The sequence below is a fragment of the Fibrivirga algicola genome (assembly GCF_011742925.1).
Taxonomy (GTDB): Bacteria; Bacteroidota; Bacteroidia; order Cytophagales; family Spirosomataceae; genus Fibrella; species Fibrella algicola.
Window position 1 is genome coordinate 1,119,932 of record NZ_WAEL01000001.1, and the last position, 14,470, is coordinate 1,134,401.

Here is a 14,470-nt window from a genome sequence, read left to right on the forward strand (position 1 = left end):
GACCACTTCTTAGGCCGGGATATTGTGTAGGAGTTACCAGCTATAGCTATCTATTTCGCTGTAGTTGTTTCCTGAGCGTTTAGGGCATGGCTGAGGCTACTGAAGATGCGCCGAACAGCCGTCTCAATACGTTCCCAACCTTCGTCGGTGCTTACGTCGATATCTACTACTTTATTGCGATTATCACTGACCAGGGTCAGGTATGTTACACCGCCCAGTACAATTGCCGTCAGGGCAGTTGGATCATAGGCAGGGAAAGGAGCTAACTTATCGATTATTTTCTTGTACGATTCATTACGAAATGCCGATAGCCGACGGGCCAGTTCAGTTTCACCATTCTGCATTTCCCAGCGAATCAACTCCTGCGACGACTTACGGCTGCGGAACTCACGCGCCAGTTTTATCACGTACTCGGACCAGATCTTGCTGCGTTCTTCTGAGCCTGGATTTGACGGAACCGTATCGAGGAACCGGTCATTAAACATGGACAGGAAAAATCCACGCTGAACATAGGCTTCAAGCAGGCCATTCCAGCCGCCGAAATACCGGTAGATTAAGACCTTATTCACGCCTGCTTTTTCAGCAACAGCGTTGATACCTGCCTTTTTTGTGCCTTTCTCAGCCATTACGTCGCCCATGGCGCGCAAGATGCGCTCCATAGTCATGGCCCGGTTACGTCTTTTTACCTGCTTCATAGTCACTCTGTTTTAGGGGATGGTTACTCAATAAAGAATAGGTTCGCAACAAAACTGTACAATTAGTCTCATGTTACCAATTGGTAACGTTAAAAATTAATTCTACTTTAAGTTACTGTCTATAAAATAGTGTAGATAAGAGGCGTAATTGAGCACTTTTTAACTAACTGATTGTCAATATTTTTGACAATTAGTGCCTAAATGGCCACAAAAACGTACAATTCTTAAATTTGATAAACGAATAGCAGCTTTGCTAGGAAGATTTATCACACGGACATAGTGTCAGGTAGGAGCGTAACGACCCTCTATGTGATCTATGTATCTTTGTAACGGAGTTTTTAATGAGAAAACAATCATACTAATATGGCCAATGTGCTGATTATTGGAGCTGGTGGTGTGGGTAGCGTAGTTGCGCATAAGTGTGCAATGAACGCTGATGTATTCACGTCCATCACGCTTGCCAGCCGCACCAAATCAAAATGTGACAAAATTGCCGATGAGATCAAGGCGATGCACGATGTTACTCTATCAACTGCGCAGGTCGATGCCGATGTAGTGGATGAGGTGATCGCCCTCATCGAGCAAGTGAAACCGTTTCTTGTCATCAATGTGGCGTTGCCTTATCAGGACCTTCCCATTATGGATGCCTGTCTGGCCACCAAAACCCACTACATGGATACGGCCAATTACGAGCCGAAAGATGTGGCTAAATTTGAGTACAGTTGGCAGTGGGCCTACAAGCAGCGGTTTGAAGATGCCGGTATTATGGCCCTGCTCGGCTGTGGTTTCGACCCCGGTGCTACGCAGGTATTTACGGCCTATGCTGCCAAACACCAGTTTGATGAGATGCATTACCTAGATATCATCGACTGTAATGCGGGGAACCACGGAAAGGCGTTTGCTACCAACTTCAACCCCGAAATAAACATTCGTGAGATTACGCAGCCTGGTCGGTACTGGGAAAACGGCGAGTGGATCGAAATTCCGGCGATGAGCATTCACAAGCCCATCGATTACCCCGAAATCGGCCCCAAAGAGTCGTACGTGCTGTACCATGAGGAGCTGGAGTCGCTGGTTAAAAACTTCCCAACGCTGAAACGGGCACGCTTCTGGATGACCTTCGGTCAAGCGTACCTGACCCACCTGGAGGTGTTGCAAAATGTAGGCATGACGCGCATTGACCCTGTAAAATTTCAGGGGATGGACGTGATTCCGCTCGAGTTCCTGAAAGCGGTGTTGCCTGCTCCTGATTCGTTGGGTGAAAACTATACGGGTCAGACAAGTATCGGCTGCCAGATCAAAGGAATCAAAGACGGTCAGGACAAGACCTACTATATCTGGAACAACTGCGACCACGCCGAGACCTATAAAGAGGTACGCGGACAGGCAGTCAGTTACACAACGGGCGTGCCTGCCATGATTGGCGCGATGCTGCTGGTAAAAGGTGTCTGGCTAAAACCCGGCGTCTGGAATTGTGAAGAACTGGATCCCGATCCGTTCATCGAGCAGATGAACAAGCAGGGCCTCCCTGTTCAGGATGCGGTAAACGTAGCCCTTCCGCACGAATACTAGATTTTAGTTTGTCGTTTGCTGTTTGACGTTGCGCTGCTGATTCACGATCTGGTTGTTTAGCAGCGCAACGTCAAACAGCAAACGCATTACATTGGCGGGATACCCACGCTGGTCCAGCCACCGTCGATGGTGAGGGTTTGACCCGTGATGTGGCTGGCTTGTGGAGAGAGCAGAAATAAAACTGCCGCCGCAATATCGTCGACTGTAGCCGGGCGCCCCATTGGCGTGATCCGCGACCAGACCGGACTATAAGTCGGGTCGTCGGTGGTGCGTTCGGTGAGGGTGGCTCCGGGCGCAACGGCGTTGATCGTTATGCCGTGCGGCGACAGATCGATCACCGACTGACGAGCCAGCATCTGCAACCCGGCTTTTGTCATGCTATATACAGGCAGGCCCGGATGTCCCAGTTGACCTACTACCGACGACATCAACATAATTCGGCCGCCACTTCCTGCCTCATTCCGGCCCTGTGCCCGCATCTGCGTTGCCGCCGACTGCATTAGAAAGAACGTACCCCGCAGGTTCAGATTTACAATCGTGGCGAAGGCTTCGGGGGTGGTAGTGAACAGGTCGCCAAAAACCGTTACGCCGGCATTGGCAATTGCCATGTCGAGCCGCCCAAACGTACCTACGGCCGTATCGACTAGCTGCCGGATGAACGTCACATCAGCTGCATCGCCGGAATATGCAATGCAGGATCCGCCGGCCTCCCGAATCGCGTACGCTGCCTGTTCGGCCAGTGCGAAGTCGAAATCGTTTAGCACTACGTTTGCGCCCTGCTGGGCAAGATGCCGGGCAATGGCGAAGCCGATGCCCTGCCCGGCACCGGTAATAATCGCCGTCTGGTGTTGGAATGTCATAGCTTAGTGCGAATCGCGGCGTACTTCACTGCCCGAACTACCCCGCAGAAAATCGAAGTCGACGCCTTCATGCGCCTGCGTTACGTGGCGGATAAACATGTTCACGTAGCCGCGCTGGTAGCCCAGGTCGAGCGGTATAAATTGCGCCAGACGAAGTGCCAGTTCCTCATCCGACACGTGCAGGTGCAGGCTCCGGTTGGGAACGTCGAGTGTAATCAGATCACCGTTCTGCACCAGGGCCAGATTGCCACCCACCGCCGACTCGGGTGACACATGTAGTACCACCGTGCCAAAGCCTGTACCGCTCATTCGGCCATCCGATATGCGAACCATGTCGTGAACGCCCTGCTCCAGCATCCGTGCGGGGAGGGTCATATTCCCTACTTCAGGCATGCCTGGATAGCCACGCGGGCCTACATTTTTCAAAACTAATACGCAGCCCGGCTCGAGCGGATACGTACCTGCCGATAGTTCGGGGTCGTCGATGCGCTTTTTATAATCGTCGATGTCTTCAAAGACCACCGCGCGGCCCGTATGCTGCATCAGTTCGGGCGTGGCGGCCGATGGCTTAATCACCGCTCCGTTCGGGCATAGGTTACCGCGCAGTACGGCAATGCCCGAATTGGGTTTGAACGGTTTGTCGAGCGTGGCAATTACAGCAGGGTCATAACAGCGGGCATCGCTGCAATTTTCGCCCAGCGTTTTGCCATTTACTGTCAGCGCATCGGCGTGCAAATGGGGGAGAAGCTCGCGGATAACGGCGGGCAGGCCACCGGCATAAAACAGATCTTCCACGAAATGCTCGCCCGAGGGTTGTAGGTTGGCCAGTAACGGAATCTGGGCCGACAATCGGTCGAAATCGTCCAGCGTCAGCTGAACGTCATCGCCCAACGTACCCAGGCGGCCGGCGATGGCCATCAGGTGCAGAATAAAATTGGTAGAGCCACCCAGTGCCGAGTTAATCATAATGGCATTTTCAAATGCCTTTCGAGTCAGCAGCTTCGAGGGGGTCAGCCCTTCGCGCACCAGTTCAACGGCTCGTACACCGCTCATGTGCGCCAGCACTTTGCGCCGCGAATCGGCGGCCGGGATTGTGGCGTTGTCGGGGAGCGACAGGCCCAGGCTTTCTACCATAGCGGCCATGGTGCTAGCTGTTCCCATTACGGCGCAATGCCCCTGACTGCGGGCCATACTGGCTTCGGCGGCAATGAACTCAGCCTGGCTCATCCGGCCCATTTTATATTCTTCAGCAAAGCGCCAGAGGTCAGACGTACCTATTTTTCGGCCCTGAAAGCGACCGGCCAGCATAGGTCCACCCGACACAACCATGGTAGGAATATCGACCGAGCAGGCCCCCATCACCAACGAAGGCGTTGTTTTGTCGCAACCGCAAAGCAGAATAACTCCGTCGATAGAGTTGCCCCGAATGCTTTCTTCTACATCCATACTGGCCAAGTTGCGGAAGAGCATGGCCGTGGGCTTTATCTGACATTCGCCCAGGGACATGACGGGAAATTCGAGCGGAAAACCGCCTGCTTCCCATACACCGCGTTTAACGGCTTCGGCCAGTTCGCGAAAATGGGCATTGCAGGGCGTTAACTCCGACCAGGTATTACAGATGCCAATAACCGGTTTACCTTCAAACTCATGATGGGGGAAGCCCTGGTTTTTCATCCAGGCGCGGTAGATGAAGCCGTCTTTCCCGGTCCGGCCAAACCATTCTTGTGAACGCATTTTTAAGTCTTGAAAGTCGTTTTGAAAGAGTACAAAGTCTTGGATGTCGTTTCTTTGCCAGGTAATGCTAGCAGATTTATCTTGAAACGCCTATCCATAAGTCGACTTTCAGGACTTTGTACTCTTTTAAACGACTGTCAATACTTTGATTAATCAACCCATTGGTGTTTTTGATTCGGGCTACGGCGGGCTTACCGTACTGCGTGAGCTGGTTGAAACCCTGCCCGACTACGACTACCTGTACCTGGGCGACAATGCCCGGACGCCCTACGGAACGCGGTCGTTTGAAACGGTATATGACTACACCCTCGAATGCGTCACGTACCTGTTCGAGCAAGGCTGTCGGCTGGTTATTCTGGCCTGTAACACAGCATCGGCCAAGGCGTTACGAAATATTCAGCAACTCGATCTGCCCCGGTTATATCCTGGTCCAACGCCCGATGCGCTGCCTGCCCGCCGGGTGCTGGGCGTGATTCGCCCCACGGCCGAAACCATTGGGCAATACACCAAAACGGGCCATGTGGGTATTCTGGCCACAAACGGCACCGTAACGTCGGAATCGTACCTGGTTGAAATCGGGAAATTCTTTCCTGAACTGGTCATTACGCAGGAAGCCTGCCCCATGTGGGTGCCGCTGATCGAAAATGGAGAGTATGATCACCCCGGTGCCGATTACTTTGTGAAACAGCATCTTGACCGGCTGCTTACCCGTGACCCACAAATCGACACACTGTTGCTGGCCTGCACGCATTATCCGCTGCTACTGCCCAAACTGCGTGCTCTGCTGCCACCAACCATCCAGCCCATCAGTCAGGGACCCATCGTGGCGTACAGCCTGATCGACTACCTGCAACGTCACCCCGATCTGGCCGCGCAATGCAGCCAGCAGGGAACGCGACGGTTTCTGACCACTGATTCACCCACCGAATTCAGCCGACAAGCCAGCGTATTCTGGGGGCAATCCGTCTCGGCTGAGAAGATCGATTTCTGAATCGATCCGGTAATCGAGTTGGTCAGTAGACTAGTAGACTTGGCTTTGTAGCGAATTTTTTTGACCTTTGCACGTGTTCTCTACTTAACGGTAATGTAGGCGAGTAACCGTTTACAGGCCCGTTTCAACTAGAGATACAACTGCATTTATATGACTCCCGAACACGTTCATTGTCTGATCATTGGCTCCGGCCCTGCTGGATATACTGCCGCTATTTATGCGTCGCGCGCTAACCTCAAGCCTGTCCTGTATCAGGGTGGTCAACCGGGCGGACAACTGACTATCACTACCGAGGTTGACAATTTTCCCGGTTATCCGGAAGGTGTTCAGGGCCCACAGATGATGCAGGACCTGGAAACGCAGGCCCGCCGCTTTGGCACAGATGTTCGCTACGGGTTAGTCACCAAAGTTGAATTTGCCGAAAATCCGGGGCCCGGCCGTCCGCACCGCGTGTGGGTAGACGAAGAGCATGAAATCACCGCCGACAGTGTCATCATTTCAACCGGAGCATCGGCTAAATGGCTGGGTCTCCCGTCAGAGATGCGCCTGAACGGTCACGGTGTGTCGGCCTGTGCCGTTTGTGACGGATTTTTCTTCCGGAACCAGGACGTAGCCATCGTTGGCGCGGGCGATACCGCCGCCGAAGAAGCCAGCTATCTCTCGAACCTGTGCCGTAAGGTGTATATGATTGTACGTAGGGGTGAAATGCGGGCGTCGCGGTTCATGCAGCAGCGCATAAAAGCCAAGGAAAACATTGAGATTCTGTGGCATACTGACACACTCGAAATTTTGGGTGATAATGAAGTCATTGGTGCCCGTTTGAAGAATACGCAAACTGGTGAAGAACACGTTATTGACGTGACCGGCTTCTTTGTGGCCATTGGTCATAAGCCCAACACGGATATCTTTAAGTCGTATCTGACGCTCGACGATCACGGTTACATTATCACCGAGAAAGGTAGCACCCGGACCAACGTTCCCGGCGTGTTTGCCTGTGGCGATGCTCAGGACAATATCTATCGGCAGGCTATTACGGCGGCTGGCACTGGCTGTATGGCCGCGCTTGATGCTGAACGGTATCTGGTGACACTGGAAATGCAGGAGCAGCCAGCTGGTGTCAATGAAGTGACAACGGGTGTCGACTTGTCCGTCGGCGAGCCGGTTATAAGCTAACCTACTATACACGAAATGGACAGCAAACGCAGACAACCCGGCCCTACAGCCTTACTTGTAGCCCCGTTGTCTGCGTTTATTGTTCGTTTCATTTTTAGATCGTTGAATGAAAAAAACAGCATTGACATGGCTGGTGGCCATGAGTTGTCTGTGCGCGACCGTAACCGCGCAGGAAAGAGGGCGTTTTAAAAACGACACAAAGTTTACGCCGAAAACAAAGTCGAACGCGCCGTCGCCTAACCAGAAAAAGGCCGAGGAGGTTTTCGAGCAGGAAAACAGCCAGCTTCGCTTCAACAGCCAGTTTGAGCCCAAAAAAGAGCTGAACCCGGTTGTCAGTGAAGATACCAGCACTATCGATCAAGGAGAGATTACCGTCAACGAGGTTATCGACTCTATGCAGGTTGGCGATGAGTGGGTAAAAATCGCTGATTATTACGCTGTTTGGGACTCCCGCAGCATCGATCCGTACAACATCGACCCGCGTGACTTCGATCAGGTTGTCGATCTGAAACTCTACGATCCTAAATCCAATCATTACTGGTCTGCTCCCCTCAATGAAGGGAAACTAACATCTCAGTTTGGCTACCGCTGGGGCCGCTGGCATACCGGCGTCGATCTCGATCTTGAAACGGGCGATCCTGTCTATGCGGCTTTTGATGGCATTGTTCGCGTGGTAGGCTGGGATGGCAACGGTTACGGCAGGTACGTGCTGGTGCGTCACTACAATGGTCTAGAAACGCTATACGGCCACATGTCTAAGCAACTTGTTGAATCAGGCCAGCTTATTAAAGCAGGCGATCAAATCGGGTTGGGGGGGAATACCGGCCGCAGCTACGGTGCTCACCTGCATTTTGAGACCCGGTACGAGGGGAACCCATTTGCGCCGATCAATATCTACAGCTTTCCGGCAAATACGATTATCGCCGATCATTTCCTGCTAACGCCCGCCGTTTGGGACCACCTGCGGGGCGGTAGCCGGTCAACCGATCTTTCGTTTAAACCGAAAATAAAGCGTACCGTACTGCACAAGGTACGTTCGGGTGAAACCCTGTCGTCTATTGCGGGTCGTTATGGACTTTCGATCAGTAAACTGGCTGAAAAAAATAACATGTCTTCGCGATCGCGCATCCGGGCAGGTCAGAAGTTACGCGTGAACTGATACAGACAATAAGTAGCTAATTCGATTACGACAGCGGCTCCGACTTCTTACCGAACCGGTAAGAAGTCGGAGCCGCTGTCGTAATCGACTAGTGAACTTGTAACTTAATCGTGGTGCGTTGCTACGCCTTTCTTGCAGCAGCTTGGCAATTTTGCGTATCCTTTTGGGTCGGCAGTCACCTCGTCGGCATCGTAGCCTGTTTTGGTGATATTCGCCTTCAGCTTACTCACGTCTGTTTTAGCCGCGTTGTACTTGATGGTGACCACCTTCGTGTCAACGTCCAGATTGGCTTCTTTCACGCCCTTTTCAAAAGCAAGATTACGCTCAATCCGGGCTTTACACATCTCGCACACCGCCGACGTTTTAATCTTCACTTCTTTGTCTTTATCGTCAGCGACCAGCAGGGTAGTTCCGGTCAGGGTCAGGGCCATCAGGCCGCTGAAAAACAAGTTGCGGTTCATATAAAGTAGTTTTTAAGTAAGACTAGCGAAAAGGCGTTTCGTTTAATTGGTAGGTTAGTTACTTAACAAGCAAGAGCTTACATCTGGTTCGCCATCTCGCGGCATTCAGCAGCGCAGCGGCGACATGCCTCAGCGCAGGCTTTGCAATGTGCATGGTGATCGGCGTGTTTCTCGCACTCGGTGGCACAGGCCTCGCACACATCGGCGCAAAGCTGCATGTACTGTTTCATGAACTGTGACCCCCGTGCTTCGAGCCGGCCGCACAGTGTGCAAATATCGGCACAGTCGCGGCAGAGTTTGATACAGGCGGTCATGTCGTGGTGCATGCTGTCCCGATCGCCCATCTCGATACAGGCGGTTACGCAGCGCTCGCACGCTTCGGCGCATTCAAAACAAGTGTCGGCGTGGCCGTGGGCATGATTTGTAGTTGTCATAACGGTTACTGGTTTTGGTGAAACGGATGAAATAAGGCATTAAGTTGACTGGCTCGCTGGCTACAATGGGTTACCGCGTAACCAGGAGAGCGGGTGTTAAGCGGAGATAAACCTGACCCGACAGCGGGGCATCTCCGTAATAGAAACGTAGCTGCTGACTGGGAAAGCCAACGGTAAACTGGGTGCCAATGGCTAAATCGGTATTGGCCATGCGAAGCAACCGCCAGTTGGTTCCTAGGGTCAGGTTGTCAACGTTTGCCAACGTCTCGTTTGGATTGGTGCTGGTTGTATTGGGCAGTACCAGCTCGTCCAGCGATTTGGTTACGTTTTCGTAGCGACCATACAGCGCCAATCGACCCAGTTGCAGGCTTGTTTCGGCCAGGTACGCGTTTTCGTTTACACCATCGTGGTTATTCACGCCCCAGATCAACGCCGACGTCATATAGCGATCACCCGACCCAAACGAGGTGCTGTGCAGGACGGAAGCTGTAGTGCGGCGTACGCTGCCATGTGAATTGAGTACCTCCGGGTTCTTGATCATACCCTGCGACACCTGTAGCGCCAGCCCCGGGGTGGGGTTTACCGATAGGCGATACGAATAACTGTCGAAACGGGGTTTGTCGAAATTATAGCGAAACTCGTCGGGCTCGCGGCCGGTGAATTGCGAGAATTCAACTTTGGCGATCTTGTACCGGAAACCAGCCGTAGCGGTACCAAACGTAATGTGCGTGGCATCGATCCAGTGGTGGCTGAGGGGCGAATCGGGATTGTTAAACGACGAAATCCGGTGCATAAACGCAGGAGCGCCCAATGCCGGTTCGCCTGGATAGCCAACGTATACGAAGGCATCGGCATCCCGGCTGAAGGCGTGACTGTACGACACCGACAGTTCAGAGAAAAGGTCATGCGGGTGCTGCCGGTCTACCAGCGGTTCGCCCCGGTACGACTCCCCCGTTTGGAACAGCAGAGGATAACCCCCGTTGCCCACCGTCAGCGGATCGAGTGACATCATCAGCTTGGCCGTGAACAGCCCTTTCTTACCCACAGTACGCTGAGCCATGCCCATTGCCCAGTTGGGTGCATCGATTCGGGCTTCGCGACCGCGCTTACCGGGGTTGTTGAAACTTTGATTGGTATGCCGCAGGAAAACACTGTAATGCAGCATATACATCCACTTGCCGCTACCCGGCGAATGGGCCATGTAAGCATACATGGGTGTTTTGTCGGGCATCCAGGACGTACCTGAACCATTGCGGTTCATAGGCAGGTTCCGCGACAGGTAGTGCGACATGCTGCCCATTGGCATAAACGTCACGCTCCCCGGATTCGCCGAACTATGGTTCATTCCGTCCATCGACCCGTGATTCATGCTGTTCATGCTACCATGGTTCATTCCGCTATGGTCCATCTGGCTGTGATCCATTTGACTATGGTCCATTTTCGGTTTGGGCGCGGGCTGCGTTTTCGACTGGGTAGTGCCAGCGGCTTTTTTGGGCTTTACTGTGTCGGCCGGCATAGGCATACTATGGCCGGTATGCTGCTCGTGCTGAGCCATTGTCGGCCAAAACGGTAGGGCCAGCATCAGGGTAAAAAGCGTCTTTTTCATAGGGTGTTGAGTACTAAAACAGAAAGCCTGAGCCGGCAAAGCAACTCTCCACCGACTCAGGTATTGACTTAAAGGGTCGCCAGCATAACCGCCGCCATTCCAATCATCAGGCTGTCTTCGATGATGGTTACGGTGGTCATGGGCAGATTAAATACGGAGCCCAGACAGGCACAGCGTATTTTACGTTTGTCTAACACACTCTGCACCACGCCAATCAGGCTGATGCTCATGACAACCAGCGTAACCCAATTGGTCACCATCGGGTTGAAGCCCGTCAGGTAGGCCGCGCCAAGGGCCAGCTCAATAAACGGATACACGAACCCATAACCGGGAATGGCCTTGGCTACAATATCGTACATTCGGTAGCTGCTGGCAAAGCCCTTAATATCGAGCATCTTGAAAAACGAGAAGACCAGAAAGAAGCCCGCCATGAACGTGCTCATCGCCCGCATTGTATCGAACGTACCCACACGCACTTCAACCAGCGCCGTAACGCCCAGAATAAAAGCCAGGATTATTAGCAGCGGTTTGTACGTTGTCACCGACGGCTCGGCCAGTTCCTCGGTGGCTGCTTGCGAGGCTGGTGACGTCATCACGTCTATCTTCTGCGACTGATGCGCCGTATGGCCGCCCATCGTGTCAATAAGCTGTACTTCGTCGGTGAGCGAATAGGCACCGGCTTTTCGCACGGCGCGGTCGAGTACGGCGGTGTCAATGTGTCGGCTCATGCTGACAACTGCTTCCTGCGGTTGCAGCGAAACGGCTACTTTTTTAACGCCCTCAACGTCCTGAAGGGCTTCCTGCACCCGCCCTACGCAGGAGCCGCAATGCATGCCGTCAAGTTTATAGGTATGAATCATTGGTATCGGTGTCTATAGTCGAGTAGAACAAGTCACGCATCGACGAAACAAAGGTAGCCTGTTCATTGGGCCGAAATCTTACAGAATTCTGCGCCCGACTTACATCATTTTTGACTGCTCAGACCGTATCCAGTGCTTGCCGCCCTGTGGGGGTTTTGCGGTATTGGGCGGGTGTTTGCCCCACCAGATTCCGAAACTGATTCGTGAAATGAGGTACGCTACTGTACCCCAGTTCGTAGGCAATGTCGGCAATCGTCTGTTGCCCGTCCTGCAGCAGTTCCTTAGCCCGCTCCACTTTCTGCGCAATCAGAAACCGCTCGATAGTAGTGCCCGCCTGCGACGAAAAAAGCTGACTCAGGTATGAATAGTCGTATCCCAGTTTCTGGCTCAGAAAGTCAGACATATTCTGGCTGTCGGGCCGTTTGTGAACGTGGTGTACTTCATTGACCAGCAACAGCTTGATTTGTTCGACGAGGCTACTTTTCGGGTCGTCGATCAGGTCGAATCCTTCGGTGCGCAGGGTATCACGAATAGCGTCGCGACTCACAGTATCGGGCCAAGTCACCACTTCAACCCGACCCAGCTCAACGGTGCCGGTTTCCAGCCCCAGTTGCTTCAGGTCTCGTTCAACCGTACGCCGACAGCGATCACAGACCATGCCTTTGATGTGTAGTTCCGTCATGGCTCCAGCGTGAAACGGAAACCGGCGTAGATCATGGCCCCGGTCACCGGCCCCCAGTTTTGTCCGGCCGCATCGAAGTTGGTACCAAATGGGTCGGCCGCACCGATGATGGGGCTTGGCTGGCGGTAATTGGTCAGGTTCTCACCACCCAGATATACCTGCCATTGCCGGAAACTGCGTGTAATCTGGGCATTGAGGTTTACGAACGAAGGCGAATAATACCAGACCATCGACGAGTAGGTCGCGTGGGTGTGAGACTCATCGGCATCGGGCAGGCGTTTGGGGCCGTTCCACTGCAGGGTCGCATCAAATTTCCACTTGTCGTAGGGGAGGGCGTAGGCCGCGTTGAGCAGCACGCGGTCGCGGCTGACCATCATGCGGGGCATCAGCACGCTCTCGCCTAGTGGCGCACCCATGCTTTGCTTGGCATCGAAGAACCGGTAGGCGGCTTTCACTTCGGCCCGCTTGAACGGCGAAACGGTCAGTTCGGCCTGAAAACTGTTGGCGAACGACTTGCCCGATAGGTTGTAAAACAGCAAACTCCGGGGTTGATCGGCGTCAACCACCAGTTGATTCTGGAAATCGGTTCGGCTGGCATCAACGGTAAGCGTAGCTTTCTTGCCAAAGAGCAAAAACTCATTAGTAACGCCCGCGGTGTAGGTCCAGGCAATCTCGGGCCGTACATTCTGGTTCAGGAACACTCCCCGTGACGACACTAGGTAGCCGTAGTTTTCGGCAATCTGGTTCGGTACCCGCCATCCACGGCCCGCCGACGCCCGCAACGTGATCTGCCCATGAACGTGGTACTTCAGGTGCAGGCGGGGCGTCCATTGTAGCCCATACAGGTTATGCGCGTCGAGGCGATTGCCCAGCACCAGCGCAAAGCGTTCCGGGTACGTGTAGGCGTACTCGAAAAACGCACCCGGTACCGACTCGAACCGGTCGAGGGGTTGGGCTACGTACCGTTCGCGGTAATCGTCGAGCAGGTAGCTGACACCAGTTTTTATGGTGTGGTTGGTATTATCGATAATGGTCTGGTAAATCAGGTTACCGTAGAGCGACTGCTGCTTTCCCGTGTAGGGGCGCAGTCCAAACGTCGATTCCTGGTTGTGCCAGGTAGCGTTCAGAATCAGGCCCAGGCCGCGGTAGGGTTTGTCGGGGAAGAGACGGGCCGTTTTGCTGAACAGTTCTGTCCGTTGCGTGCGGTTGGTAAACGCATACCGGTATTGCCCCACGCTGCTAAGTTGCCCCCCATCGCGGTCTTCCGACAGGGCCTTCACACCAAACTGAGCCATCCAGCGCTCTGAACTGTATTTGGCCCGCATTACCCCGTTGTACTGGGTGTACAGCGGCAGATCCCGAAACTTGTCGCCGTTTTGGTCAAGCTCCGTTTTCAGGCTACTAACATGTCCGAGTGCGCCAATGCTCCATTTGTCAGATAGGGCGTGCGAATAGTTAACGTTGCCTTCCACGCGGCCAAAGGCGTTTACATACCCGTTCAGCAGCAGGTTGGGGAGTTTGGTCTCGCCCCGGTACTCGGGTTTTTGCAGTTCCACGTTCATCTGTCCGCTCATGCCTTCGTAGCCATTCACGACCGAGCCCGCCCCTTTACCAATATCGATGCTGGTGATCCACGTACCCGGAATGTAGTTGAGGCCGAACGTGGTAGCCAGCCCCCGGATGGTCGGGATGTTTTCGACGTTTGTTTGTACGTACTGTCCACCCAAACCCAGAAACTGAATTTGTTTGGCACCCGTCACTGCATCAGCGTAGGAAACACTTACCGCCGCATTGGTTTCGAAGCTTTCCGACAGGTTGCAGCAGGCGGCTTTTGCCAGCGTGCGCTGGGTCAGCACTTCGGTCTGAATGGGATTCAGCCGGTCTATCTGGGTGTTGTTGGCCGTGACAACCACTTCGTTTAATTGTTGCGTCGCCTTGAGGGTAACGGTCAGCACCGCCGCGAAACTGGTGATTGTAAGTGTGTCGGGCTGATAGCCTACAAAGCTGACAACGAGTCGGTTGGTCTCACCTGTAGAATCGATAGTGAAGCGGCCCAGTGAATCGGCGGCCGCTGCATTGATGCCGCCTGTCCAGTAAACAGATGCGCCGGGAAGGGGTACGGGCTGCCCTTTTTCAAGGGCCTGAACCCGGCCTGAGAGTTTTTGTGCCTGCGCCAGAAAAGGCAGGCATAGTAAGCTGATAATAAGAAGTCTGATCATGATTATGTCTGATGAGATGAATGC

At 53.5% G+C, this 14,470-nt stretch carries 13 protein-coding genes; 4 read left to right on the forward strand and 9 right to left on the reverse strand.

Annotated elements, in window-relative coordinates:
- Positions 1-50 precede the first annotated feature (50 nt).
- On the reverse strand, positions 51-695 hold the full coding sequence (locus tag F7231_RS04630) for a TetR/AcrR family transcriptional regulator (protein ID WP_229364970.1): 645 nt from the start codon (positions 693-695) through the stop codon (positions 51-53).
- Positions 696-1,058: 363 nt separating this feature from the next.
- Between F7231_RS04630 and F7231_RS04635 the strand changes: the two genes are divergently transcribed.
- Positions 1,059-2,267, forward strand: a complete 1,209-nt coding sequence (locus tag F7231_RS04635; RefSeq protein ID WP_166691063.1) for a saccharopine dehydrogenase family protein — start codon at positions 1,059-1,061, stop codon at positions 2,265-2,267.
- An 86-nt stretch (positions 2,268-2,353) separates the two neighbouring features.
- On the opposite strand, the gene F7231_RS04640 is transcribed toward F7231_RS04635, so the two are convergent.
- The gene (locus tag F7231_RS04640) at positions 2,354-3,127 is read right to left on the reverse strand and encodes an SDR family NAD(P)-dependent oxidoreductase (protein WP_085414472.1); all 774 of its coding nucleotides are present in this window, start codon (positions 3,125-3,127) and stop codon (positions 2,354-2,356) included.
- Between the two features lie 3 nt (positions 3,128-3,130).
- Positions 3,131-4,861 (reverse strand): IlvD/Edd family dehydratase, encoded by a 1,731-nt coding sequence (locus F7231_RS04645; protein ID WP_166691064.1) that lies wholly within the window; start codon positions 4,859-4,861, stop codon positions 3,131-3,133.
- A gap of 148 nt (positions 4,862-5,009) precedes the next feature.
- On the opposite strand from F7231_RS04645, the gene murI reads away from it, so the two are divergent.
- From murI to F7231_RS04660, 3 genes are all read left to right on the forward strand, one after another.
- Positions 5,010-5,852 (forward strand): glutamate racemase, encoded by an 843-nt coding sequence (gene murI, locus F7231_RS04650; protein ID WP_166691191.1) that lies wholly within the window; start codon positions 5,010-5,012, stop codon positions 5,850-5,852.
- 150 nt (positions 5,853-6,002) lie between these two features.
- Positions 6,003-7,025 carry a thioredoxin-disulfide reductase gene (gene trxB, locus F7231_RS04655; protein ID WP_166691065.1) on the forward strand — a complete coding sequence of 341 codons (1,023 nt, stop codon included), beginning with the start codon at positions 6,003-6,005 and terminating at the stop codon, positions 7,023-7,025.
- Between the two features lie 106 nt (positions 7,026-7,131).
- Entirely contained in the window at positions 7,132-8,184 is a 1,053-nt protein-coding gene (locus tag F7231_RS04660; RefSeq protein ID WP_166691066.1) for a M23 family metallopeptidase, read from the forward strand.
- A gap of 104 nt (positions 8,185-8,288) precedes the next feature.
- On the opposite strand, the gene F7231_RS04665 is transcribed toward F7231_RS04660, so the two are convergent.
- From F7231_RS04665 to F7231_RS04690, 6 genes are all read right to left on the reverse strand, one after another.
- Positions 8,289-8,645 carry a heavy-metal-associated domain-containing protein gene (locus F7231_RS04665; RefSeq protein ID WP_085414468.1) on the reverse strand — a complete coding sequence of 119 codons (357 nt, stop codon included), beginning with the start codon at positions 8,643-8,645 and terminating at the stop codon, positions 8,289-8,291.
- A 77-nt stretch (positions 8,646-8,722) separates the two neighbouring features.
- Positions 8,723-9,079, reverse strand: coding sequence for a four-helix bundle copper-binding protein (locus tag F7231_RS04670; RefSeq protein ID WP_166691067.1), 357 nt, complete (start codon positions 9,077-9,079; stop codon positions 8,723-8,725).
- A gap of 70 nt (positions 9,080-9,149) precedes the next feature.
- The gene (locus tag F7231_RS04675; RefSeq protein WP_166691068.1) at positions 9,150-10,685 is read right to left on the reverse strand and encodes a hypothetical protein; all 1,536 of its coding nucleotides are present in this window, start codon (positions 10,683-10,685) and stop codon (positions 9,150-9,152) included.
- Positions 10,686-10,753: 68 nt separating this feature from the next.
- Positions 10,754-11,545, reverse strand: a complete 792-nt coding sequence (locus tag F7231_RS04680) for a heavy-metal-associated domain-containing protein (protein WP_166691069.1) — start codon at positions 11,543-11,545, stop codon at positions 10,754-10,756.
- Positions 11,546-11,663: 118 nt separating this feature from the next.
- Positions 11,664-12,227: an AraC family transcriptional regulator gene (locus F7231_RS04685; protein ID WP_166691070.1), complete on the reverse strand. Its 564-nt coding sequence runs from the start codon at positions 12,225-12,227 to the stop codon at positions 11,664-11,666.
- Positions 12,224-14,446: a TonB-dependent receptor gene (locus F7231_RS04690; RefSeq protein WP_166691071.1), complete on the reverse strand. Its 2,223-nt coding sequence runs from the start codon at positions 14,444-14,446 to the stop codon at positions 12,224-12,226. The genes F7231_RS04685 and F7231_RS04690 overlap by 4 nt, the downstream gene beginning before the upstream one ends.
- Positions 14,447-14,470 lie beyond the last annotated feature (24 nt).

What these genes read in the sequence shown, in the direction of transcription:
- F7231_RS04645 (WP_166691064.1), bottom strand. Translation starts at nt 4,861, where the DNA reads ATGCGTTCACAAGAATGGTTTGGCCGGACCGGGAAAGACGGCTTCATC.
- F7231_RS04665 (WP_085414468.1), bottom strand. Translation starts at nt 8,645, where the DNA reads ATGAACCGCAACTTGTTTTTCAGCGGCCTGATGGCCCTGACCCTGACC.
- F7231_RS04685 (WP_166691070.1), bottom strand. Translation starts at nt 12,227, where the DNA reads ATGACGGAACTACACATCAAAGGCATGGTCTGTGATCGCTGTCGGCGT.
- F7231_RS04680 (WP_166691069.1), bottom strand. Translation starts at nt 11,545, where the DNA reads ATGATTCATACCTATAAACTTGACGGCATGCATTGCGGCTCCTGCGTA.
- F7231_RS04690 (WP_166691071.1), bottom strand. Translation starts at nt 14,446, where the DNA reads ATGATCAGACTTCTTATTATCAGCTTACTATGCCTGCCTTTTCTGGCG.
- F7231_RS04635 (WP_166691063.1), top strand. Translation starts at nt 1,059, where the DNA reads ATGGCCAATGTGCTGATTATTGGAGCTGGTGGTGTGGGTAGCGTAGTT.
- F7231_RS04640 (WP_085414472.1), bottom strand. Translation starts at nt 3,127, where the DNA reads ATGACATTCCAACACCAGACGGCGATTATTACCGGTGCCGGGCAGGGC.
- F7231_RS04660 (WP_166691066.1), top strand. Translation starts at nt 7,132, where the DNA reads ATGAAAAAAACAGCATTGACATGGCTGGTGGCCATGAGTTGTCTGTGC.
- F7231_RS04630 (WP_229364970.1), bottom strand. Translation starts at nt 695, where the DNA reads ATGAAGCAGGTAAAAAGACGTAACCGGGCCATGACTATGGAGCGCATC.
- F7231_RS04670 (WP_166691067.1), bottom strand. Translation starts at nt 9,079, where the DNA reads ATGACAACTACAAATCATGCCCACGGCCACGCCGACACTTGTTTTGAA.
- trxB (WP_166691065.1), top strand. Translation starts at nt 6,003, where the DNA reads ATGACTCCCGAACACGTTCATTGTCTGATCATTGGCTCCGGCCCTGCT.
- F7231_RS04675 (WP_166691068.1), bottom strand. Translation starts at nt 10,685, where the DNA reads ATGAAAAAGACGCTTTTTACCCTGATGCTGGCCCTACCGTTTTGGCCG.